Origin of the sequence: Streptomyces sp. S3(2020) (assembly GCF_013044505.1) — a bacterium.
GTDB lineage: Bacteria > Actinomycetota > Actinomycetes > Streptomycetales > Streptomycetaceae > Streptomyces.
On the sequence record NZ_JABERD010000180.1, the window covers coordinates 1 to 19,419 of the forward strand.

Below are 19,419 nucleotides of genomic sequence, written 5' to 3' on the forward strand. Positions count from 1 at the left end.
GCGGGCCGGTGGGCATGAGGGAGGGCCTCCTGAACTACCCCGTAAACCGTCGGGCCCACGCCCGGCGCCACGGCACCGGCCGGGCCGCCGATCGAGGAACGGGCGTCGAGGCCGATCGTCGCGAAGGATGCACTCGGGCCATCCGGACCGCTGGGCGCCGTGGCGGGCCGTAGCGCCCCCTCCCCGGAGCTCGCACCATGACCGTCTCGATCGTCCTGTTCACCTCCGACCTGCGCCTCCACGACCACCCACCGCTGCGGGCCGCGAACGAGGCCGCTCAGGTGATCCCGCTGTTCGTGCGCGACCGGGGCGTGACCGACGCCGGGTTCGCCGCGCCGAACCGGCTGGCCTTCCTCGCCGACTGTCTGCGGGACCTCGACACGGGGCTGCGCGACCGGGGCGGCCGCCTGGTGATCCGCTCCGGCGACGTCGTCGAGGAGGTGTGCGGGGCGGCGGCCGAGACGGACGCCGACGAGGTGCACATGGCGGCGGACGTCAGCGCCTACGCGCACCGGCGCGAACAGCGGCTCAGGCGCGCGCTGGAGGCGGAGGGCCGACGGCTCCACGTCCATGACACGGTCACCTCGGCGGTCCCGCCGGGCGCGGTGCTCCCGGCCTCCTCGGACCACTTCGCCGTCTTCACCCCGTACTTCCGGCACTGGAGCGGCGTACGGCTGCGCGAGCCCGTCGCGGCCCCGCGCACGGTACGGGTCCCGGACGGCGTCGGCTCGGAGCGGCTGCCCGACCGCGGCCGCCTGTCCGGCCTCTCGCAGGGCCTGGCGAGCGGCGGGGAGGCGGCGGGCCGGGCCCGTATGACGTCCTGGGTGCGCGACGGCACCGCCTCGTACGAGGACCGCCACGACGACCTGGCCGGCGATGCCACCTCGCGCTTCTCTCCGCATCTGCACTTCGGCACCCTGTCCCCGGTGGAACTGGTCCACCGGGCGCGCAGGGTGGGAGGACCGGGCGCCGAGGCCTTCGTACGGCAGCTCGCCTGGCGGGACTTCCACCGTCAGGTCCTCGCGGCACGCCCCGCCGCCGCCACCGCCGACTACCGCACGAAGCACGACCGTTGGCGGTCCGAGGCGTCGGCGCGCGAGGACATCGAGGCCTGGAAGGACGGGCGCACCGGATTCCCGGTGGTCGACGCGGCGATGCGCCAACTGCGCCACGAGGGCTGGATGCACAACCGGGGCCGGCTGCTCACCGCCAGTTTCCTCACCAAGACGCTGTACGTCGACTGGCGCGTCGGCGCCCGGCACTTCCTGGAGCTCCTGGTCGACGGTGACATGGCGAACAACCAGCTCAACTGGCAGTGGATGGCGGGCACCGGCACCGACTCCCGTCCCAACCGGGTGCTCAACCCGGTCACCCAGGCCAAGAGGTACGACCCGGACGGCGTGTACGTCCGGCGCTGGGTGCCCGAACTGGCGGGTGTGGACGCCCCGTCGGTGCACGAGCCGTGGAAGCTTCGCGGCCTGGACCGCGCGGCGATCGACGACTATCCGGACCCGGTGGTCGAGCTGTCCGACGGCCTGGCCCGGTTCAAACGGGCGCGGGGCCTCGACTGAAGTGCCCGCACCGTCACGGTCGTTCGCTCATGCCCGCGAACGCCGCGGACAGGACCCCGACCGCGTCCTTGAGGGTCACCGGCCGCGGCAGTTCGCGCGTCGCCGGTCCTGACCAGCCGGGTCCGCCGACCACCACCAGGGGCTGCCGCCGGGCCCCCTTGACACCCCACGAGATGTCGGCGACATGGCGGGCCAGGGGCAGGCTGGCGGTGGACCGTGCCTGCGCCCACAGGAACACCGCCACGGGACCCAGCCGCTGCACCGCGGTGGTGAGCGCCTCGCCGGGCACCGCCGCACCGAACATCCTGGTGGGCAGGCCGAGTTCGCGCAGCGCGGCGTTGAGCGCCTCGATCGCCAGGGTGTGCTGTTCACCGGGCGCGCAGGCCAGGAGGACCGGCCCGGCGGCCGGGGCGTCGCCCTGAGGCGCGGCGGACGGTGCGGACCGGCGCAGTGCGGTCGACACGTGCCAGGACAGCAGATGCTCGACCTCCACGTAACGGTCCCCGGAGGACGCCCACTTGCGCCCCACCGCGTGCAGCGTGGGCACCATCACCTCCTGCCAGGCGACGGCGACCCCGTACTGCTCCACGGCGGCTTCGAGCTGTCGCTCGACGGCAGGGGAGTCGAGCCGTACGGCCGCTCGCGCGAGGCCCCGGCACTCCTGGCGCACATCGCCGAGCGGCAGTGCGCCCGCGGCCCGCGAACGCGGACGGGGCCCTTCGGGCACGTCGACGACGGACGGCGGAGAGCCCGTCGCCCGCTTGGCGAGGCGGGCGGCCTCGGCCGGCGGCACCCCCGACGAGGTCAGCCGGCACATCCGTTCCAGCACCTCGACGTCCCGGGGACTCCAGCGACGGTGGCGTCCGTCGGCGCGCACGGCGGGCCCGATGCCGTACCGGCGGTCCCAGGAGCGCAGCGTGGTGGGCGAGACCCCCAGACGCCGGGCCAGCGCACCGGTCGTCAAGGGCACGTCGGCGGTCTCCGAGGACGGTCCCGGTGGGGCCTGGGGCCCCGGCTCGACCGGCGGCTCAGTCATGGGGCCGACTATACGACGCAGAACCGATGCAAGTTGATGACCTCGGGCGATGGCTTCCACGATGGCCGGCAGGACGACGCGTCCGGAAGACGTCCCGACGTGAGGAACGGTCGCCATGAGCCAGCAGCGGAACGCCACGCTCCCGTCCACCGCGGTGCCGCTGTGGGCGCCGGTGGAGGAGTCGTACGCCGACGAGGAACTCGCCCGGGGCCTGGCGGCCGGCGACGAGGCATGTCTGGAAGCGGCCTACCGCCGTTGGTCGACGCTGGTGCACACGCTCGCCCTGCGTTCCCTGGGCGACCGCAGGGAGGCCGAGGACGTGACCCAACAGGTGTTCCTGGGGGTGTGGCGGGGCCGCGGCGGATTCCGTCCCGAGCGGGGCGCGCTCGGCGGCTGGATCGTCGGCATCACCCGACGGAAGATCGCCGACGCGCTCGCCGCCCGGACCCGCCGCACCGACCTCCTCGCCGCCGCGGGCTCGTCGCTGCCGCTCACGGATCCTTCCGCCCGGCATCCCGAGTCGGTCCTGGACCGGATCCTGGTCCGGCAGGAACTGGCGAAGCTGCCCTCGGCCCAGCAGAAGGTCCTGAAGCTGACCTTCTACGCGGACCTGACCCAGACCCAGATCGCCGAGTGCACCGGCTGGCCGCTGGGCACGGTCAAGAGCCACGCCCGGCGCGGGCTGCACCTGCTCCACCACCGCCTTCGGAAGGAGGCGTTCCGTTAGCCCCCGGGGGGAGTCGGCCCTCCCCTCGGGGGCCGCCGCTGCGACCTCTACACATAAGGGAGAAATAAGCGCAGAATGGACCTGCGCGGCGCTTACCGCACACCGCACAAGACGCGGTCCGGCCTGCGAGTCAAAGGAGACGAGTCATGGCCAACGTCTCGCCCACCAGAGGTGACATCGGCAGCCACCCTGATGTTTCCGAGATGCGGGCACGGTACGCCCGTATGCTCGGCGGTCGCGATGTGGCGCTCGTGGACGGACCGGTGTTCCTGCTCGGTCTGTACTGCGCCGTATCCCCCTGGATACTCCACTACACGACGAGCCAGCCCGACCTCGTGCCCCACAACCTGATCGTGGGCATCGCGATCGGACTGCTGGCCCTCGGGTTCACCCGGGCTCCGGAGCGCATGTACGGCCTCAGCTGGGCCTTCTGCGCGGTCGGCCTGTGGATGATCGTCTCGCCGTGGATCGTCGGCGACAGCCCGGACGCCGGCGTCATCCTGAACAACGTCATCATCGGCGCCCTGGCCCTGGTGCTGGGGCTGATGTGCACCGCCACCGCGGCGAAGAGCACCCCCAGGACGTAGGAACACCCGGAGAGGAAACGGCCCCGGCCGGTCCGCGCCCCGCGGGCCGGCCGCTCCGGGTCACGGCACCAGCCACGGCTCCTGCGGAAGCGGGCTGCCGGTCTCCAGCAGCGACTTGAGGTTGGACAGCACCGCCGCCCAGCCGGAGGCCGCCTCGGCGCGCTCGCTGTCGTCGGCCAGGTTCTCGTGGGTGACGGTGAGGCGGACGATGTCGCCGTGCCGCCGGATGTCGAAGGTGACCCGGGAGTGCCTGCCGTCCCGGCCCTCGTCCTCGGGGGCGGCCCAGCTGGTGACGAGGCGGGTGGGGCGCTCGCTCACCACGACGGTGCCGACGACGTCGGCGATGCCGGAGCCGTCGGTCCGCACATGCTCCCATCGGGACCCCTGCTTCCAGTCGGAGACGTTGCTGTGTCCCCAGTAGGCCGCGGTGAGGTCGGCGTCGGTGAGGGCGTCCCATACCTTCTCCGGGGTGCTCTCGATGTAGGTGACGTACACGAACGTGGGCTTGTCGGTCATGGCTTCCTCGGCTCGTCGTTTCACGGCACCGAGCGCGCTCAGGCGCGGGCGCTCGAACTTGTCGATCCACCGCTCCTGGATCTCCTGGAGCGGGACCGGATTGAGGTAGTGCAGCCTCTCCCGCCCCCGCCGCACCGTGCCGACCAGGTTGGCCGCCTCCAGGACGGCCAGGTGCTGGGTCACCGACTGGCGCGTCATGGCGATCCGCTCGCACAGCTCCCCGAGGGTCTGGCCGTTGTGCTCGTGCAGCCGGTCCAGCAGCCGTCTGCGCGTGTCGTCGGCCAGCGCCTTGAAGACCTTGTCCATTGCCTCGTCACCCTCTGATCGCACACTCAACGTTATGCAGGCATTTACCTGCATGTCAATACGGCCCCTGGCTGCCAGGCTCCTGCCATGGACCAGTGCGAGGTGTTGCTCATCGGCGGTCGCGCCGGCGTCGGCAAGACGAGCGTGGGCTGGGAGGTCTCGGCGCGGCTGCGGAGCGCCGAGGTCGCTCATGCCGTGATCGACGGGGACTTCATGGGACAGGTGCATCCCGCGCCCGAGGGGGATCCGCACCGGGCGGCGATCGGCGAGCGCAATCTGACCGCCGTGTGGCGCAACTATGCCGAACTCGGCTACCGGCGCCTCGTGTACGTGAACACGGTGAGCGTGCTGGACGAGGCGACGCAGATGTTCCGCCGGGCGATGGGTGACACCGTCCGGATCGTCCGGGTCCTGCTCACGGCGACCGACGAGACGACCGAACGGCGGCTGGCCGGACGGGAGTTGGGCTCCGAGCTGGAGGGGGAACTCCGCGGCAGCGTCCGCAAGGCGCGGCTGCTGGACGAGCGTGCGCCCGCCGACACCCTGCGGGTGGGGACCGACGGGCGCACCGTGATCGACATCGCGGCCGAGGTGGTGGCCGCCACCGGATGGGTTCCGGCGAGGATCAGCTGACGTTCAACGCCGTGTCGTCGATGACGAACGACGTCTGGAGGGTGGACCCTTCCGTGCCGGTGAACTTGAGCGTGACGGTCTGTCCGGCGTAGCTCGCGAGGCTGAAGCTGCGCTGGGTGTAGCCGCCGGCCGCGTTGAGGTTGGAGTAGGTGGCCAACGTACCGAGCACCGTGCCCGAGCTGTTGAGCACCTGCACCTTGAGGGTGTCGTAGGCGGTGCTGGTGGTGGTCTCGGCGGTGTCGATGTGGAGGTAGAAGCTGAGGGTGGCGGTGGTGCAGCCCGAGGGGACGGTCACCGACTGGGACAGGGTGTCGGTGTGCGCGGAGCCGTAGCCGTCGAGCCAGGCGTAGTAGGAGCCGGTGCGGGCGGACTGGCTGCTGGAGTTCGTGATGACGCCGCTGGTCGCGCTCCAGGTGGAACTGCCGGACTCGAAGCCGTTGTTGCCGAGGAGCTGGGCGGCGGTGCACGTGCCACCGTCGCCTCCGCCGTCGTCTCCGCCGTCGTCGCTGCCGCCCGCCAGCCACTCGGTGGCGTTCAGCGCGAGTGCCGCGTTGGTGGCGCCGGAGTCGTTCCATCCGTCGTAGAGCGTGTTGCCGGACTGGCCGGTGCCGTCGTCGATGGGTGAGCTGTCGCCCCAGAAGGCGACCCGGCCGCTGCCGAAGGTGCTGGTGGCGAAGAAGGCGCCGGTGTTGCCGGAGTAACCGGTGCGGTAGAGCAGGCCCTTGACCGACGAGTTGTCCGCGGGCTTGAGGGTGGCCGTGGTACCGCTGGCGATGAGGCTCTTGGTGACGGTGCCGAAGGATCCGTGCAGTACCGGGTTCGAGCTGTCGCTGATGGCCGACGGATAGTCCGAGCTGATGCTGAGCGAGTCGATGGAGAAGCCGAACGGGTCGGTGGAGTCGACGCTGTTGTCGGTCATCAGGTCGTTGAGGATCTCGACCGCGTCCTCGCCGTCGTTGTTGCGGTCGGCGCCGGTGTGGTCGGAGATCATGAAGAGACCGCCGCCGTTCTTCACGAAGGTCATGATCGCCGTCTTCTCGGCGGTCGTGAACAGCGTGTTGGGTTCCGGCAGGACCAGCGTGTCGAAGTTCGCGAGGTCCTGTGCGCCGGACCCGCCGTAGGTGAGGCTGCTGCCCGACGGCAGCGTCTTCAGGCTGTAGTCGCCGGTCTGTTGCAGGGCGACGCCCCAGGAGGAGATGGCGCCGGTCCAGTCGGTCTCCGCGGAGGGCGTGGAGTCCTGGCCCAGCGGGTCGGGCTGGCTGGTGGAGATGATCCAGTCGGCGTTGCCGGCCGTCTCGGCGTGCGCGTTGTCGAACAGGACGCGGTGGGGGGTGGCCGCCTCGGCGGGCGTGGCGGTGGCCGCGGTGTGGACGGCGGCGCCCGTGACGAGCAGGCCGAGTACCGCGAGTGAGGTGGTGAGTCGGTGGCGGGGTCTGGTGGGTCCGGGCATCCGGCGTACCTCCGTGAGGGGTCGGGGCTACGCGCGTAGAAACCGGGGACCGCTCTGCGCGCGTAGAACTTCAGTTGTACGAGTGCCGGGCGACGGTGAGTTGAACGGTACATGGCAAGCCGGGAACTGAACAGGCATCACTTCGGAGACCGGGCCAGAGCTTGACGCCGTGTTGACCGGTGGTTGAAGCCGAGCGGACTGTACGCGCCGCCCGGGGGCATCCGCACTACTGCGGGGGCCTTGAGAAGAGGGGTGGAGATGGAGATCTCGGGCATCATCAGCGCGATCGTGATCGGCATCGTCATCGGTGTGCTGGGCCGGCTCGTCATCCCGGGCCGACAGCGCATCGGGATCCTGCTGACCATCGTCGTCGGCATCGTGGCCGCACTGCTCGGCTCGGCGATCGCCGCCGGGTTCGACGTGGCCGACACCAAGGGCGTCGACTGGGTCGAGTGGCTCATCCAGATCGGTCTCGCCGCACTCGGCGTCGCCGCTCTGGACCGGTCGAGGCCGAGGGCGCGCCGCTGACGGAGCGCGACGGGTTCGACGAGCACGGCACGGCGGACGCGGCGGGTACGTCAGGCGCGACGAGTGCGACGGGCACCGCGGGTGCGACGGGCACTGCGAGTACGACGGGCGCCGCGGCTGTGATCGGTGGCTCCGAAATCCCGTTGCGGGCATGGTCCGGCGGTGGTTTGCTTCTGCGGCCCACCGCCCGACCCGACTCCGACGGAGCCCCGTTGACCCTGCGCGTCATCCCGCTGGCCGACCCCGAACCCGGTGCTTCCAGCCATCGGCTGGCCTGGCTGGCCTCGACGGCCGACGGAGCACCGGCCGGGTCCGCCTTCCTTCGGCTGTTCACGAAGGCGGGGCAGGAGCATCTCGCGGAACTGGAGATCGCCGTGCACGGCGCCGAGCGGCGGCGGGGTGTCGGCACCCGGCTGCTGAAGGCCGCCGTGGGCGCGGCGCGCGCCGATGGACGGCGGTCCGTCATCGCGCAGGCCGCACAGGGCTCCCCCGCGGACGCGTTCCTGTCCGCGCGGGGCTTTCGCCAGGTGCTGTCGCTGACGTACGCCAGGCTCGCGCTCACCGACGCCGATGTCGACGCGCTCAGGGAACAGCCGCGCCCCGGCTACGAGTTGACCGAGTGGGACGGCACCGTTCCGGACGGGCTCGCGCGGTCGTACGCCGACTCACGGCGGGCCATGGACGACATGCCGATGGAGGGCACCGACTACGGCACGGCCGTCTGGGACGTGGAGCGGGTGGTCGCCGCGGCCGAGGCGGTCGCCAGGCGTGGGGAACTGCTGCACACCGTCGCCGCGGTGGACACGGCGACCGGATCGGTCGTCGGCTTCTCCGAGCTCGTGGTGCCGGGCGACGGCCGGGGCGACGGACAGCACTACGGCACGGCGGTGCTGCCGGAGCACCGCGGCCGTGGCCTCGCCCGCTGGATGAAGGCGGCGTCGATCCGCCGGGCCCGTGAACGCCACCCGGAACTGGCCGGGTTGCTCACCGACACCGCGAACAGCAACGCGCCCATGCTCGCCGTCAACGAGGCCCTCGGCTACGTGCCCACGCACAGGGCGGTGGAATACCAGCTAGACCTGTGAGGCACGCAGCGCGGCCAGGCCCTCGCGGCAGGACGGGTACAGCGGCGTCCAGCCCAGCTCCCGCTCGGCCTTGGCGATGGACACCCGCAGCGTCGCCGACATCACCACATGCGCGTAGGACATCGGCCGCATCAGCCACCTCGGTACGGTCATCGGCTTCGGCAGGCCGAACTCCTCGGACACCTGGGTGAGATAGCCCCGGAAGCCCAGGGGGGTGCGGTCCGCGATGTTGTACGCCTGTCCCGGACGGCCCTTCTCGACGGCGGCGACCATGGCGCGGCCCGCGTCGGAGAGGTCGATCCACGGCAGGACCCGGCCGTCGTCGGCGGGGGCGGGCAGTTGCCGCTTGCGCAGCATGGGCACCAGGTTCTCGGTGCCGCCGGGGCCGTAGAAGGCGCCGTAGCGCAGCGCGATGCCCTCCAGTCCCTCGGCCTCGAAGGTCAGTTGCTCCTTGGTGCGCATGCCGGCGAGGTGCCGTTCCAGTTCCGGGTCGGTGCCGCGCGGGCCGAAGGGGTCGTCCTCGGTGATCTCCCGGTCGCCGTGGTCGCCGTAGCCGTAGCCGAAGACCATCGACTCCGACACGAAGCGGCGGGCCCCGGCGGCCTGGGCGACCTCGATCAGATGGGCGGTGCCGTCGATGCGCAGTGCGTCGGTGGCGTACATGTCGCGGTGCCGCATGGGCGGCTTGCTGAGGGCGGTCGCCGCGTGGATCACGGTGTCGAAGCGGTGGCCGTCGACGGCGCGCAGCAGCGCGTCGCGGTCCAGGAGGTCGGCCCGGATGGCGTTGCCCTGCCTGCGGCCGAGCCCGGTGACCTTGTGGCCCGCCTCAGTGAGGGCCCGGCTGATCTGACGGCCGAGGGCTCCGCTGGCGCCTACGAGGAGGATGCTCTGGTTCATGGTCATGCCCTTGCGACGGATCGGGTGGCCGCGGATGTGACATCCCCCCGTGTGTGGTCCGCGTCACGGTGTGTACAGGTAGGGAGTGGTCGTGGTCAGCGGCTCGAAACCGAGGCGCTCCAGGATGGGGCGGCTGGTGGGCATGGCGTCCACCTGGAGATAGCGGTAGCCGCGCTCCACGGCCTCACGGGCCCGCACGGCGACCAGCGCGCGGTAGATGCCGCGGCCCCGCCAGGCCTCGACGGTGCCGCCGCCCCACAGCCCCGCGAACCGGGTGCCCGGCACGAGCTCCATCCGGGCCGCGCTGACCGGGATGTCCCCCGCCAGGGCGACGACGGCGACCACGGTGTCCGGGTCGGCGGTGAGCTGGGCGAGCAGCTGATGGCGCAGCCGGGTGCTGTCGGTGCCGAAGGCCGCCTCGTGCACGTCCGCGACGAGGTCGACGCCCGCCCGGTCGGTGACCGGCAGGACACGGATGCCCTCGGGCGGCCCGGCGTCGAGGGTCAGGTCGGCGACCTCGCCGATCATCAGGGTCTCCTCGGGCTGCGCGGTCAGCCCGGCCGTCCTGAGCCGCTGTCCGAGGTCGACGGGCTGGTCGTGCCCGTAGAGCTTCCACTCGAACTCACGGCCGAGTCCGGAGAAGTACGCGATCTGCTCGGCGATCGCCGCGTCCGCGCCGCCGGCGTCCAGGTCGGACCAGACCACGCCGTTCCAGCCCTGCTCGGAAGAGACCTGGCGGACCACCTTGCCGACCCGCTCGATCCGCGACTCGGGGCTGTCCGGCTGTGCGCCTTCGCGCATGTCCCGGTCGTACAGGGCGAGTACCGCGGCATGGTCCATGGGTTCACTCCAGCATCAGGGAGCCCGTGCGGCAACACGTTTACGGGCCATCACCGGGCCGTACGGGCGCCTCGCCCTCCCGCTCGCGCGCGGACGGACATAGGGTGCCTGATCGAAGATCACACCGCCGGAAGGGTCGTACGTCATGGTCGTGAAGGACGCCGAGCTGCCGTATCTGCGGCGCTGTGTGGAGCTGGCCGCCGAGGCCCTGGAGGCGGGGGACGAGCCGTTCGGTTCGGTGCTGGTGGGGGCGGACGGCGAGGTGCTCGCCGAGGACCACAACCGGGTGGCCTCCGGGGACCGCACCCGCCACCCCGAGTTCGAGCTGGCGCGCTGGTCCGCGGCCCACATGTCGCCCGAGGCGCGGGCGGCGGCGACCGTCTACACCTCCGGCGAGCACTGCCCGATGTGCGCGGCCGCCCACGCCTGGGTCGGCCTCGGCCGCATCGTCTACGTCGCCTCCTCGGAACAACTGACCCAGTGGCTGGACCAGTTGGGGGTACCGGCACCTCCGGTGCGGGCCCTGCCGGTGCGCGAGGTGGCGCCCGGAGTGACCGTGGCGGGCCCGGTGCCGGAGCTCGCCGAGGAGGTGCACGCACTGCACCGGCGGTTCCACCAGGCGTGACGCCCACGATCCCGGGACACGGCCGCCGACGCGCGGTGCCTACGATCCGGAGTCGGCGATCCCCCGTATCGACACCGGCCCGACCCTGCCGGCGCAAGGGGTCCGGCGACGTGACCCGGCGACGTGACGAAGTGCGCCCGCGTGTGCCCGGCCGGAGGCCCCACCGGATGGTGGCCGGTGGGGCCTTCCGTCCGCGCGGGGAGCGGTCAGCGCACCGGCTGCGGGCGGAAGCGGCGGTACAGGGCGGCTCCGCCCAGCACCAGCGCGGCGCTGCCCGCGACGGCGGGGAGCGTCTGGTCCGCTCCCGTGTGGGCGAGCGAGGTCACGGGCTGCCCGGGCTCGTCGGCCCTCGGACCCGGGTGCGCCTTCGGCGGGGCGGCCTCCGACTCGGGCGCCGGCTTCACCGGGGTCTCGGCCGGCTGTTCGCCGGAGGTGTTGACGGACGAGTTGCCGGTGGCCGCGCCACCGACCCCGACCACGCTCACACCGTTCCCGGTGACGTTCACCGGGAGGTGGACCGGGAGCTGGACACCGTTGCCGGAGAGCACCCCCGGTGAATCCTTTCCGCTGCTCTGCGCGGCGGCACCCGCGGGTGCCGGGCCGTCCTCGCCGCCCTCGTTCACACAGGTGTTGCCCGCGGCGGGGTTGAGGAGCCCCACCACGTTCACGGTGTTGCCGCAGACGTTGACCGGGACATGCACCGGGAGCTGGATCGTGTTGCCGGAGACGACCCCGGGCGAGCCGGCCGTCCCACCGTCCGCCGCGGAGTCGGCGTAGGCGGGCATCGCCACAGCCATCGCGCCGGACACGGCGGCGACGGCGATCACACCGTTTCGGGTAACCCGTTTCATAGGTTCCCTGCCTTCCAGGACATGGTTCGCGAGCAGTCGCCCGCATGGCATAAAACGCAGGCGAACCATCCGAGTTATGGCTTATCGGCCTTTCACCCCATCGAGCGTCACGGTTGTCGAACTAGTCGTAAAACCGTCGAATGCGTACGGAGGGGCGCAGGATAAGGCACTGCGCACCGGGCCGCTCGTCCGGAGGCGGCGCTTCCGGGGGCCGCTTATCGTGAGCGAGGGTGCTGTTCCCGCGGTCCGCGACGGGCGCCCCTGGAGGCATCGATGCTGGCCAAGCTGTCCACGCGGCGCTGCGTGGTGACCGGAGCGGTCGGCCTGGCCCTGCTGGGCGCGGGGCTGCCGACGGCGACCACCCACCGGGACGGGCCCGACCTCTCACGGTTCTACGACCAGAAGGTCAAGTGGTCGAAGTGCCGGGGCATGGAGGCGCCCGAGGATCTCCAGTGCGGCAAGGTCACCGTCCCCCTCAACTACGCCCGGCCCGCGTCGGGAACGCTCCAACTGGCCCTGGCCCGCTATCGGGCGACCGGCAAGCCGAGGGGTTCGGTGCTGCTGAACTTCGGCGGCCCCGGTGGCGCCGGGGTGGGTGAACTCGCGGCGAGCGGCGACGAGTTCATGGGTCTGGCGAAGGGATACGACGTCGTGTCCTTCGATCCGCGCGGTGTCGGCCGGTCCTCTCCGGTCAGCTGCGGTGACGGCACCGACGAGGTGCTCGCGGAGGACGGCGACGACCCGCGGGCGCTGCTGGGGCAGTTGAAGCGGGTCGCGGCCGCCTGTGCCGAGCACTCCGGCCCCGTCCTCCCGTACATCGGCACGGTCAACGCCTCCCGCGACATGGATGTGATGCGTGCGGCCCTCGGCGACAGGAAGCTCAACTACCTGGGCTTCTCCTACGGGACCCGGCTCGGCGCGGTCTACGCCGCGCAATTCCCCAAGAAGGTCGGCCGGTTGGTGCTCGACGGTGTGGACACCCTGACGGAGCCGCTCACCGAGCAGGGCCGGGTGGGCGCGGAGGGCCAGCAGATCGCGCTGGAGGACTTCATCGACTGGTGCGCCGAGGACATCGCCTGCCCCTTCGGCCAGGATCCGCGCAAGGCCCGCGAGCAGGTCGTCCGGCTCGTCGACTCGCTCGACCAGGATCCGGTGCCGTCCGACTGGGGCTACGACTTCACCGGCCAGGACCTCGTGGGCGCCATCGGACAGGCCCTCTACAGCAGGGACCTGTGGCCCCTGCTGGAGCGGGCGCTCGCCCAGCTCATCGAGGACGGGGACACCCGCGGCATCGAGGCGTTCGCGTCGGGCGGGACCGCACTGCCCGTCCGCGCGCGCGGCGACGGCGATCTCGCCGACGCCGACGAGGTCCCGCTGGACAACCTGCCGGCGGCGCTGATGGCGGTCAACTGCGCGGACGACCCCGACCGGCCCACCGCCGACGAGATCACCCGTGACCTCGGCCGGCTGCGCGCCGAGTACGAGCACGCCTCCCCCGTCTTCGGCCGCTACCGTCTCACCGAGGTGCTGACCTGCTACGGCCGCCCCAAGGGCACCGACTTCATCCGCGACGAGGTCCGGGACGTCGACACCCCGAAGATGCTCCTCGTGGGTACCCGCGGCGACCCGGCGACGCCGTACCGCTGGACCGTGGAGACGGCGAAGCGGCTCGGCGAGTCGGCGGTCGTGCTCGACAACAAGGGCGAAGGCCACACCGGGTACGCCTCCTCCCGGTGCGTCCAGCGCAAGGTCGACAACTTCCTCCTGTACGGGACGTTGCCGCCCAGCGGCAGCTCGTGCGGTTCGGAGGCGGACGACCGGTGAGATCCGTCGCCGCCACCGTGGCCACCGTCGTCGCCGCCACCGTGGCCGTCCTTTGCCTGGCCGTCCCACCGAGCCGGGCCACCGCCGCCGCCCCCGTCTGCCCGGAGCGGACGCTCACCCTGCGGGCCTCGTCGGCCGGTCCGGACGTGGTGCGGGTCAGCGTGACCCATCACGGCGGGCGTACCTGCACGGTGGGCCGGGCACCCACCGTGACCTTCGAGAACCTCGACGGCTCGGCCCTCCCGGTGCCCCGGAGCGCGACGGGACGCCACCGCCTGGACCCGGGCGACACCGTCCACGCGGCCGTCCGCACCATCGCCGACCCCTCCGACCCCCGGGCCCGCCGTGTGGACGCGCTCGCAGTCGCCGCCGACCCGTCCCACTGGGGCCGCGCCTTCACGGCGGCCGAACTCGGGGCGGGTGACGCGATCGGGGTCTGGGAACCGGTGACCAGTTGGTGGCAGCCCTCGGCGGCCGCCGCGGACAGGGCACCGGGCATCGGGTGAACCCGTGGTGGACGGCCGACCCGGGCTCCTCCGTCCGGGACTCACTCCTCCCAGTGCGCCAGGCGGTTCATGGCGTCCGCGGTCCGACCGAAGCCGTCGTCGCCGAGCAGGGCGCGCACTTCGGCGTTGAAGCGGTCGATCTCGGGCTGGGCCGCTTTCAGTGCCGCTTCACCGGCTTCCGTCAACTCCAGCACCAGGGCCCGGTGTTGCCTCGGATGGGCCTGGCGCGAGAGCAGACCCGCCGTGGTGAGGCGTCCGACGAGCCCGGTGACGGCGGACTCGCGCAGCCCGAGGGTGTGCGCGAGCCCCTGCTGGGTGATGCCCGGCTCCTCCCGCACGGCGAACAGCGCACCGAGCTGCGCGGTGGTGACGCCGGCCGCGGCGAGGCAGCGCCGGTCCAGCGTGGTGCGCAGACGGTGTGCCGCCCGCTGCAACAGGTAGTACAGACGCTGATCCGGCTCGACCATGGGCCGATCTTGACAGACGGCACCGGGCCGCGCCACCCTCACTTCACTAGTGAAGTGAGCGGGAGAGACGAGCGGGAGAGGCGGGCCTGACGATGGATCTGGACCTCGCACGGAAGGTCCTCGCGGAACAGCCCTTCAGCAGACTGCTGGGTGCCCGCGTGACGGCGTTCGGGGACGGCGAGGCCACCCTCGAACTGGACATCCGCCAGGAGTTGCTCCAGCAGTACGGCTACGTCCACGGCGGAGTGGTCTCCTACGCGGCCGACAACACGCTGACGCTCGCCGCGGCCACCGTGGTGGGGCCGGGCCTGATCACCTCCGGCTTCACCATCGACTACCTGCGCCCGGCGACGGGCGAGATCCTGCGCGCGCACGGCCAGGTGGTGCGGGCCGGCCGCACCCGTGTCGTGAGCCGCTGCGACGTGAGCACGGTCGACGCCGCGGGGAAGCAGACGCTGTGCGCGGTGGCCCAGGGGAACATCGCGGTGATCGACGCGAGGAGCTGAGCGGGTCGGGCGGAGTCCGCCGCGGTTCGGCCGCGCCCCAAAGGGGCGCGGGGCCGTGTCGATGTGCGGCTACCGCCGCGCGGGCGCGACCGGCCACGACGGCGCCGCAGCCGAACGACGGCACATCACCGCTCAGCCGGCGGAGCGCTCGGCTCAGAACTCCACCGGGTCCCGCACGATCGGGCACGTCATGCAGTGCCCGCCGCCGCGACCGCGCCCCAACTCGGCGCCCACGATGGTGATGACCTCGATGCCCGCCTTGCGCAGCAGCGTGTTGGTCTGCGTGTTGCGGTCGTAGGTGAACACCACGCCGGGCTCCAGCGCGACCGCGTTGTTGCCGCTGTCCCACTGCTGGCGCTCGGAGGCGTAGACGTCCCCGCCGGTCTGCACGACCCGCAGGCCGGGCAGGCCGAGCGCCTTGGCCACGACGTCCACGAAGGGCGTCGAGCCCTCGTCGACGAGTTCGACGCCGGGCGCCTTGTCACTGGGCCGCAGGGAGAACGTGTGGACGGCGTCCATGATGGTCGGGTAGAGGGTGACCAGGTCGCGGTCGGCGAAGGTGAAGACCGTGTCCAGGTGCATGGCGGAGCGCAGTTTCGGCATTCCGGCGACGATCACGTGCTGGGCCGCGTCGTTGCGGAACAGCGCGGCGGCGACCTGGGTGATGGCCTGGCGTGAGGTGCGCTCGCTCATGCCCATCAGTACGATGCCGTTGCCGACGGGCATGATGTCCCCGCCCTCGAACGTCGCCTGTCCCCAGTCGAGTTCGGGGTCGCCCCACCAGACGGTGGAGCCCGCGAAGTCGGGATGGAAGCTGTAGACCGCCTTCATCAGCAGCGTCTCGTCGTGCCGGGCCGGCCAGTACAGCGGGTTGAGCGTGAGTCCGCCGTAGAGCCAGCACGTGGTGTCCCGGGTGTAGAGGGTGTTGGGCAGCGGGGGCATCAGGTACTCGCGCACGCCGGTGGACTCGCGGGCGAGTTCGACGTAGCCGGTGCGGTGGTCCTCGGGCAGGTCGGTCGTCGCCAGGCCACCGATCAGGTACTTGGCCAGGCGCTCCGGTTCGAGGGACTCCAGGAAGGCGCGCGTGGTCTCGACGAGGCCGAGACCGACCTCGTTGGCGACGATCTTCCGGTCCAGGAGCCAGTCCCGGGCGCCGGGCACCGCCATGGTCTGGGCGAGCAGATCGTGCAACTCGACCACGTCGACGTCGCGTTCGCGCAGTTTGTTGACGAAGTCGGCGTGGTCGCGCTGGGCGTTCTCCACCCACATGACGTCGTCGAAGAGCAGGTCGTCGGAGTTGGTGGGGGTGAGCCTGCGGTGGGCGAGCCCGGGGGCGCAGACCAGCACCTTGCGCAGTCTGCCGACCTCGGAGTGGACGCCGTGGGCGGGACGCGAATCCTGACTGGTCACGGTGGGGCACCTTTCCGTACGACTGCGAGGTCAGAGGCTGATCCAGCCGAGGGCCAGCGCGACGATCCCGAGGACCGCTCCGGCGACCGAGACGGCGAGGATGACGTACTCGCGCGGCGAGAACAGCTGTCTGCCCTGCTCCCTGCGTGCCATCACGAACAGCACGGTGGCGGGGGCGTAGATGATGAAGGAGACGAGGACGAACTTCAGGCCGGCCGCGTAGATGAGGAACGCGGTGTAGACCGTGGCGAGGGCGGCGATCACCAACTGGCCGCGTTGCCCGCCCCAGCCGATCTTCACCGCGAAGGCGGCCGCCAGCAGGAACGGGATCAGGGTCAGCGCACTGGTCAGGTCGAGGGCGAAGTTGAACGCGTCGTCCGAGAACAGGGTGATGACGAGGAAGACCTGGCTGAGCAGTGTGGACATCACCAGGGCGGGCACGGGCACATCGGCCGGCGTGGCACGCTTCAGGAACCGCGGCATGTCGTCGTCCTTGGCGGCCACGTACAGCACCTCGGCGGCCATCAGGGTCCAGGCGAGATAGGCGCCGAGGACGGAGACGATCAGGCCGACGCTGACGAAGACCTTGCCCCAGGTGCCGACGGCGTGCTCCAGCACCTCCGCCATGGAGGGCTGGCGCAGTTCGGCGATCTCCGCCATCGGCATCAGTCCGTACGACACGATCGTCACCGACGCGAAGACCGCGAAGACGCTGAGGAAGCCGAGGATCGTGGCCCGGCCGACGTCCGCACGGCGTCTGGCGTGCCGGGAGTAGACGCTGGCGCCCTCCACGCCGAGGAACACGAAGACGGTGGCCAGCATCGTGCCCTTGACCTGGTTGAACAGCGAGCCGGCGTAGTCGGCGCCGCCGAAGTTGTCGGCGAAGACGCTCGGCTTGAGATAGAAGAGCGCGAGGATGACGAAGACGACGATCGGCACGACCTTGGCGACCGTGACGATCCGGTTGATCGCCGCCGCCTCCTTCACACCCCGGCTGATGAGCGCGAAGAACAGCCACAGCCCGACGGAGGAGAGCACCACCGCGAGGACGGTGTCGCCGTCGCCGAGCGCGGGGGCGATCGCACCGACCGTCGACATGATCAGCACCCAGTACGTCACATTGCCGACGCAGGCGCTCGCCCAGTAGCCGAACGCCGAGAAGAAGCCGAGGTACTCGCCGAAGCCCGCCTTGGCATAGGCGTACACGCCCGCGTCGAGGTCGGGCCTGCGCACCGCGAGCGTCTGGAAGACGAAGGCCAGCATCAGCATGCCGGTACCGGCGACGGCCCACGCGATCAGGGCACCGGCGACTCCGGTCTCCTGCGCGAACCTGCGGGGCAGGGAGAAGACACCGGCACCGACCATCGAGCCCACCACCATGGTGGTGAGCGTCGGGAGGGAGAGTTTCGCGGCGGCGGGAGCCTGGGTCTGTGCGTCGGCCTGGGTCATGTGCGTCCTACGACGGTGGGGGCACCACCGTCGTGCGCGGCACGGGGCCGGCCATCGGTGATGCGGAGAACGTCATCCGGCGACTCAAGCGACGCTAGCAGCGAATTGACCTGAATGCCCGACTTGGTTGCCCCTAATGCCCTATCCGGCAATCGGTCCTATCGTGCTGATATGGAGCACGCACTCAGTCCCACGACCCTCACAGAGCTGCGGCGCCCGCGCCCCTATCCGGCCGTGTCCGTGCTGACGCCGACACATCGCCGGGAGCCCGAGAACACCCAGGACCCGGTCCGGCTGCGCAATGTCGTGGCCGAGGCCAAGAAGCAGTTGGAGGCCGATCCCGCGGTCAGCCGGGAGCGGCGCGTCGACGTCGGACGACAACTCGACCAGGCCCTGGCCGAGGTCGACCTGGCCCATGCCGAGGACGGCCTGGTGATCTTCGCCGCTCCGGGTGAGCACCAGGTGTGGTCGCTGGCCCGGGCCGTACCCGAACGGGTCGTCCTCTCGGACACCTTCCTGACCCGCAATCTCGTCTCCGCACAGGCCTCCGAGCGGCCGTTCTGGGTGCTCTCGGTCTCCGCGGACCAGGTCACGCTGTGGAACGGCGGCACGGACCGGGTCACCGAGCACCACGCCGGCGGCTTCCCGCTCACCAGGAGCCGGGAGAACTTCGACGCCGAGCGCCAGGAGCGGATCGGCGATCTGCCGAGCACCTTCCGCGACGAGGGCACCCGGCACTTCCTGCGGGATGCCGACACCGCGATGGGCAGGCTCCTGCGGGAGGACCCGCGGCCGCTCTACATCACGGGTGAGACCGCGGCGCTGTCCGCGCTGGACGAGGTCGGCGGCGCCACCAAGGACGCCGTGCACGTCCCGCACGGCGGTCTCGCGCACGGCACGCCGGACGCGGTGTGGCAGGCCGTACGGCCGCTGCAGGAGGCCGAGACCCGCAAGAACACCGCCGCCGTGGCCCGCGAGCTCGAGACGGCACGCGGTCGCCGGGCGTTCGCGGCCGGCGTCGACGAGGTGTGGCAGAGCGCCCGGGAGGGCCGCGTACGCCTGCTGGCCGTCGAGGAGAACTACCGGGTGACCGTCCGCGACGAGGGCGGCGACCATCTGGTCCCCGCCATGAGCGGCGATCTCGACTCCCGCGAGGACATCGTGGACGAGATCGTCGAGCAGTGTCTGGAGACCGGCGCCGACGTCCGCTTCGTACCGGACGGCACGCTGGGCGACGCGAGCGGGATCGCGGGAGTCCTGCGGTACTGACGGGCCTGGGCGCCCTCGGACAGAGCCTTCAGACGCTCCCGAAGAGGGCGCTCAGACCGCGGTCCACCTCCGCGGCCACGTCCTCCTGACCGTCCGCGACCACCGCGTACGTGCGCAGCAGGAAACCGCGCAGGTCCGAGGTGTCGAACTGGAGCAGGGCCAGCCCGTACGGCGAGTGGAGCTCCACGACCGTACGGGCCTTCCCGCACGGCCACAGATGCACGTCCCCACCCCCCGCCGGGCCCCGCAGCTGACCATTATACACACCGTAAGCCGCCGTCGAAAAGGACAGTGTGAAGCGCGGTGGGTCCCGGACGACGCAAAAAAAAAGAAAAA

The 19,419-nt window shown here is 71.5% G+C and carries 20 protein-coding genes and 1 pseudogene; 11 read left to right on the forward strand and 10 right to left on the reverse strand.

The window, feature by feature from the left end:
* Positions 1–197: 197 nt before the first annotated feature.
* On the forward strand, positions 198–1,571 hold the full coding sequence (locus HLK59_RS37405; RefSeq protein WP_171146082.1) for a deoxyribodipyrimidine photo-lyase: 1,374 nt from the start codon (positions 198–200) through the stop codon (positions 1,569–1,571).
* Positions 1,572–1,584: 13 nt separating this feature from the next.
* On the opposite strand, the gene HLK59_RS37410 is transcribed toward HLK59_RS37405, so the two are convergent.
* The gene (locus HLK59_RS37410) at positions 1,585–2,607 is read right to left on the reverse strand and encodes a MerR family transcriptional regulator (protein ID WP_171146083.1); all 1,023 of its coding nucleotides are present in this window, start codon (positions 2,605–2,607) and stop codon (positions 1,585–1,587) included.
* A 115-nt stretch (positions 2,608–2,722) separates the two neighbouring features.
* Between HLK59_RS37410 and HLK59_RS37415 the strand changes: the two genes are divergently transcribed.
* Both HLK59_RS37415 and HLK59_RS37420 read left to right on the forward strand, forming a co-directional pair.
* Positions 2,723–3,334, forward strand: a complete 612-nt coding sequence (locus HLK59_RS37415; RefSeq protein ID WP_171146084.1) for a sigma-70 family RNA polymerase sigma factor — start codon at positions 2,723–2,725, stop codon at positions 3,332–3,334.
* 146 nt (positions 3,335–3,480) lie between these two features.
* A complete protein-coding gene (locus HLK59_RS37420) occupies positions 3,481–3,921 on the forward strand; it encodes an SPW repeat protein (RefSeq protein WP_171146085.1) in 441 nt (146 codons plus the stop codon).
* A gap of 60 nt (positions 3,922–3,981) precedes the next feature.
* On the opposite strand, the gene HLK59_RS37425 is transcribed toward HLK59_RS37420, so the two are convergent.
* Positions 3,982–4,743, reverse strand: a complete 762-nt coding sequence (locus HLK59_RS37425) for a metalloregulator ArsR/SmtB family transcription factor (RefSeq protein WP_171146086.1) — start codon at positions 4,741–4,743, stop codon at positions 3,982–3,984.
* An 87-nt stretch (positions 4,744–4,830) separates the two neighbouring features.
* On the opposite strand from HLK59_RS37425, the gene HLK59_RS37430 reads away from it, so the two are divergent.
* Positions 4,831–5,376: a hypothetical protein gene (locus HLK59_RS37430; protein ID WP_171146087.1), complete on the forward strand. Its 546-nt coding sequence runs from the start codon at positions 4,831–4,833 to the stop codon at positions 5,374–5,376.
* Here the strand turns inward: HLK59_RS37430 and HLK59_RS37435 are convergent.
* Positions 5,369–6,826 carry a hydrolase gene (locus HLK59_RS37435; RefSeq protein WP_171146088.1) on the reverse strand — a complete coding sequence of 486 codons (1,458 nt, stop codon included), beginning with the start codon at positions 6,824–6,826 and terminating at the stop codon, positions 5,369–5,371. The two genes, HLK59_RS37430 and HLK59_RS37435, sit on opposite strands and share 8 nt — an antisense overlap.
* Positions 6,827–7,084: 258 nt before the next feature.
* On the opposite strand from HLK59_RS37435, the gene HLK59_RS37440 reads away from it, so the two are divergent.
* Both HLK59_RS37440 and HLK59_RS37445 read left to right on the forward strand, forming a co-directional pair.
* Positions 7,085–7,354: a GlsB/YeaQ/YmgE family stress response membrane protein gene (locus tag HLK59_RS37440; protein ID WP_171146089.1), complete on the forward strand. Its 270-nt coding sequence runs from the start codon at positions 7,085–7,087 to the stop codon at positions 7,352–7,354.
* A 212-nt stretch (positions 7,355–7,566) separates the two neighbouring features.
* Positions 7,567–8,439: a GNAT family N-acetyltransferase gene (locus HLK59_RS37445; protein WP_171146090.1), complete on the forward strand. Its 873-nt coding sequence runs from the start codon at positions 7,567–7,569 to the stop codon at positions 8,437–8,439.
* On the opposite strand, the gene HLK59_RS37450 is transcribed toward HLK59_RS37445, so the two are convergent.
* Positions 8,428–9,336 (reverse strand): NAD-dependent epimerase/dehydratase family protein, encoded by a 909-nt coding sequence (locus tag HLK59_RS37450; protein WP_346779902.1) that lies wholly within the window; start codon positions 9,334–9,336, stop codon positions 8,428–8,430. The two genes, HLK59_RS37445 and HLK59_RS37450, sit on opposite strands and share 12 nt — an antisense overlap.
* A 63-nt stretch (positions 9,337–9,399) precedes the next feature.
* Positions 9,400–10,176, reverse strand: coding sequence for a GNAT family N-acetyltransferase (locus HLK59_RS37455; protein WP_171146092.1), 777 nt, complete (start codon positions 10,174–10,176; stop codon positions 9,400–9,402).
* Positions 10,177–10,321: 145 nt separating this feature from the next.
* Between HLK59_RS37455 and HLK59_RS37460 the strand changes: the two genes are divergently transcribed.
* Positions 10,322–10,801 carry a nucleoside deaminase gene (locus HLK59_RS37460; RefSeq protein WP_171146093.1) on the forward strand — a complete coding sequence of 160 codons (480 nt, stop codon included), beginning with the start codon at positions 10,322–10,324 and terminating at the stop codon, positions 10,799–10,801.
* Between the two features lie 206 nt (positions 10,802–11,007).
* On the opposite strand, the gene HLK59_RS37465 is transcribed toward HLK59_RS37460, so the two are convergent.
* Positions 11,008–11,652, reverse strand: a complete 645-nt coding sequence (locus HLK59_RS37465) for a chaplin (RefSeq protein ID WP_171146094.1) — start codon at positions 11,650–11,652, stop codon at positions 11,008–11,010.
* A gap of 273 nt (positions 11,653–11,925) precedes the next feature.
* On the opposite strand from HLK59_RS37465, the gene HLK59_RS37470 reads away from it, so the two are divergent.
* Positions 11,926–13,476, forward strand: a complete 1,551-nt coding sequence (locus HLK59_RS37470; protein WP_171146095.1) for an alpha/beta hydrolase — start codon at positions 11,926–11,928, stop codon at positions 13,474–13,476.
* Entirely contained in the window at positions 13,473–13,982 is a 510-nt protein-coding gene (locus tag HLK59_RS37475) for a DUF4232 domain-containing protein (RefSeq protein WP_171146096.1), read from the forward strand. Before HLK59_RS37470 ends, HLK59_RS37475 begins: the two co-directional genes overlap by 4 nt.
* A gap of 41 nt (positions 13,983–14,023) precedes the next feature.
* On the opposite strand, the gene HLK59_RS37480 is transcribed toward HLK59_RS37475, so the two are convergent.
* Positions 14,024–14,449, reverse strand: coding sequence for a MarR family transcriptional regulator (locus HLK59_RS37480; RefSeq protein ID WP_171146097.1), 426 nt, complete (start codon positions 14,447–14,449; stop codon positions 14,024–14,026).
* Between the two features lie 92 nt (positions 14,450–14,541).
* Between HLK59_RS37480 and HLK59_RS37485 the strand changes: the two genes are divergently transcribed.
* On the forward strand, positions 14,542–14,955 hold the full coding sequence (locus tag HLK59_RS37485; protein WP_171146098.1) for a PaaI family thioesterase: 414 nt from the start codon (positions 14,542–14,544) through the stop codon (positions 14,953–14,955).
* A gap of 153 nt (positions 14,956–15,108) precedes the next feature.
* Here the strand turns inward: HLK59_RS37485 and HLK59_RS37490 are convergent, their stop codons facing one another.
* Positions 15,109–16,365, reverse strand: coding sequence for an arginine deiminase (locus HLK59_RS37490; RefSeq protein WP_171146099.1), 1,257 nt, complete (start codon positions 16,363–16,365; stop codon positions 15,109–15,111).
* Between the two features lie 30 nt (positions 16,366–16,395).
* The gene (locus tag HLK59_RS37495; protein ID WP_171146100.1) at positions 16,396–17,814 is read right to left on the reverse strand and encodes a basic amino acid/polyamine antiporter; all 1,419 of its coding nucleotides are present in this window, start codon (positions 17,812–17,814) and stop codon (positions 16,396–16,398) included.
* A 171-nt stretch (positions 17,815–17,985) separates the two neighbouring features.
* On the opposite strand from HLK59_RS37495, the gene HLK59_RS37500 reads away from it, so the two are divergent.
* Entirely contained in the window at positions 17,986–19,083 is a 1,098-nt protein-coding gene (locus tag HLK59_RS37500) for a chemotaxis protein (RefSeq protein ID WP_171146101.1), read from the forward strand.
* Positions 19,084–19,111: 28 nt separating this feature from the next.
* Here the strand turns inward: HLK59_RS37500 and HLK59_RS37505 are convergent.
* Positions 19,112–19,333 (reverse strand): annotated as a pseudogene (locus HLK59_RS37505) (SsgA family sporulation/cell division regulator); the annotation flags it as partial.
* Positions 19,334–19,419 lie beyond the last annotated feature (86 nt).

What these genes read in the sequence shown, in the direction of transcription:
- HLK59_RS37500 (WP_171146101.1), top strand. Translation starts at nt 17,986, where the DNA reads ATGGAGCACGCACTCAGTCCCACGACCCTCACAGAGCTGCGGCGCCCG.
- HLK59_RS37430 (WP_171146087.1), top strand. Translation starts at nt 4,831, where the DNA reads ATGGACCAGTGCGAGGTGTTGCTCATCGGCGGTCGCGCCGGCGTCGGC.
- HLK59_RS37465 (WP_171146094.1), bottom strand. Translation starts at nt 11,652, where the DNA reads ATGAAACGGGTTACCCGAAACGGTGTGATCGCCGTCGCCGCCGTGTCC.
- HLK59_RS37415 (WP_171146084.1), top strand. Translation starts at nt 2,723, where the DNA reads ATGAGCCAGCAGCGGAACGCCACGCTCCCGTCCACCGCGGTGCCGCTG.
- HLK59_RS37440 (WP_171146089.1), top strand. Translation starts at nt 7,085, where the DNA reads ATGGAGATCTCGGGCATCATCAGCGCGATCGTGATCGGCATCGTCATC.
- HLK59_RS37420 (WP_171146085.1), top strand. Translation starts at nt 3,481, where the DNA reads ATGGCCAACGTCTCGCCCACCAGAGGTGACATCGGCAGCCACCCTGAT.
- HLK59_RS37485 (WP_171146098.1), top strand. Translation starts at nt 14,542, where the DNA reads ATGGATCTGGACCTCGCACGGAAGGTCCTCGCGGAACAGCCCTTCAGC.
- HLK59_RS37425 (WP_171146086.1), bottom strand. Translation starts at nt 4,743, where the DNA reads ATGGACAAGGTCTTCAAGGCGCTGGCCGACGACACGCGCAGACGGCTG.
- HLK59_RS37460 (WP_171146093.1), top strand. Translation starts at nt 10,322, where the DNA reads ATGGTCGTGAAGGACGCCGAGCTGCCGTATCTGCGGCGCTGTGTGGAG.
- HLK59_RS37480 (WP_171146097.1), bottom strand. Translation starts at nt 14,449, where the DNA reads ATGGTCGAGCCGGATCAGCGTCTGTACTACCTGTTGCAGCGGGCGGCA.
- HLK59_RS37450 (WP_346779902.1), bottom strand. Translation starts at nt 9,336, where the DNA reads ATGAACCAGAGCATCCTCCTCGTAGGCGCCAGCGGAGCCCTCGGCCGT.
- HLK59_RS37410 (WP_171146083.1), bottom strand. Translation starts at nt 2,607, where the DNA reads ATGACTGAGCCGCCGGTCGAGCCGGGGCCCCAGGCCCCACCGGGACCG.
- HLK59_RS37435 (WP_171146088.1), bottom strand. Translation starts at nt 6,826, where the DNA reads ATGCCCGGACCCACCAGACCCCGCCACCGACTCACCACCTCACTCGCG.
- HLK59_RS37455 (WP_171146092.1), bottom strand. Translation starts at nt 10,176, where the DNA reads ATGGACCATGCCGCGGTACTCGCCCTGTACGACCGGGACATGCGCGAA.
- HLK59_RS37405 (WP_171146082.1), top strand. Translation starts at nt 198, where the DNA reads ATGACCGTCTCGATCGTCCTGTTCACCTCCGACCTGCGCCTCCACGAC.
- HLK59_RS37495 (WP_171146100.1), bottom strand. Translation starts at nt 17,814, where the DNA reads ATGACCCAGGCCGACGCACAGACCCAGGCTCCCGCCGCCGCGAAACTC.
- HLK59_RS37470 (WP_171146095.1), top strand. Translation starts at nt 11,926, where the DNA reads ATGCTGGCCAAGCTGTCCACGCGGCGCTGCGTGGTGACCGGAGCGGTC.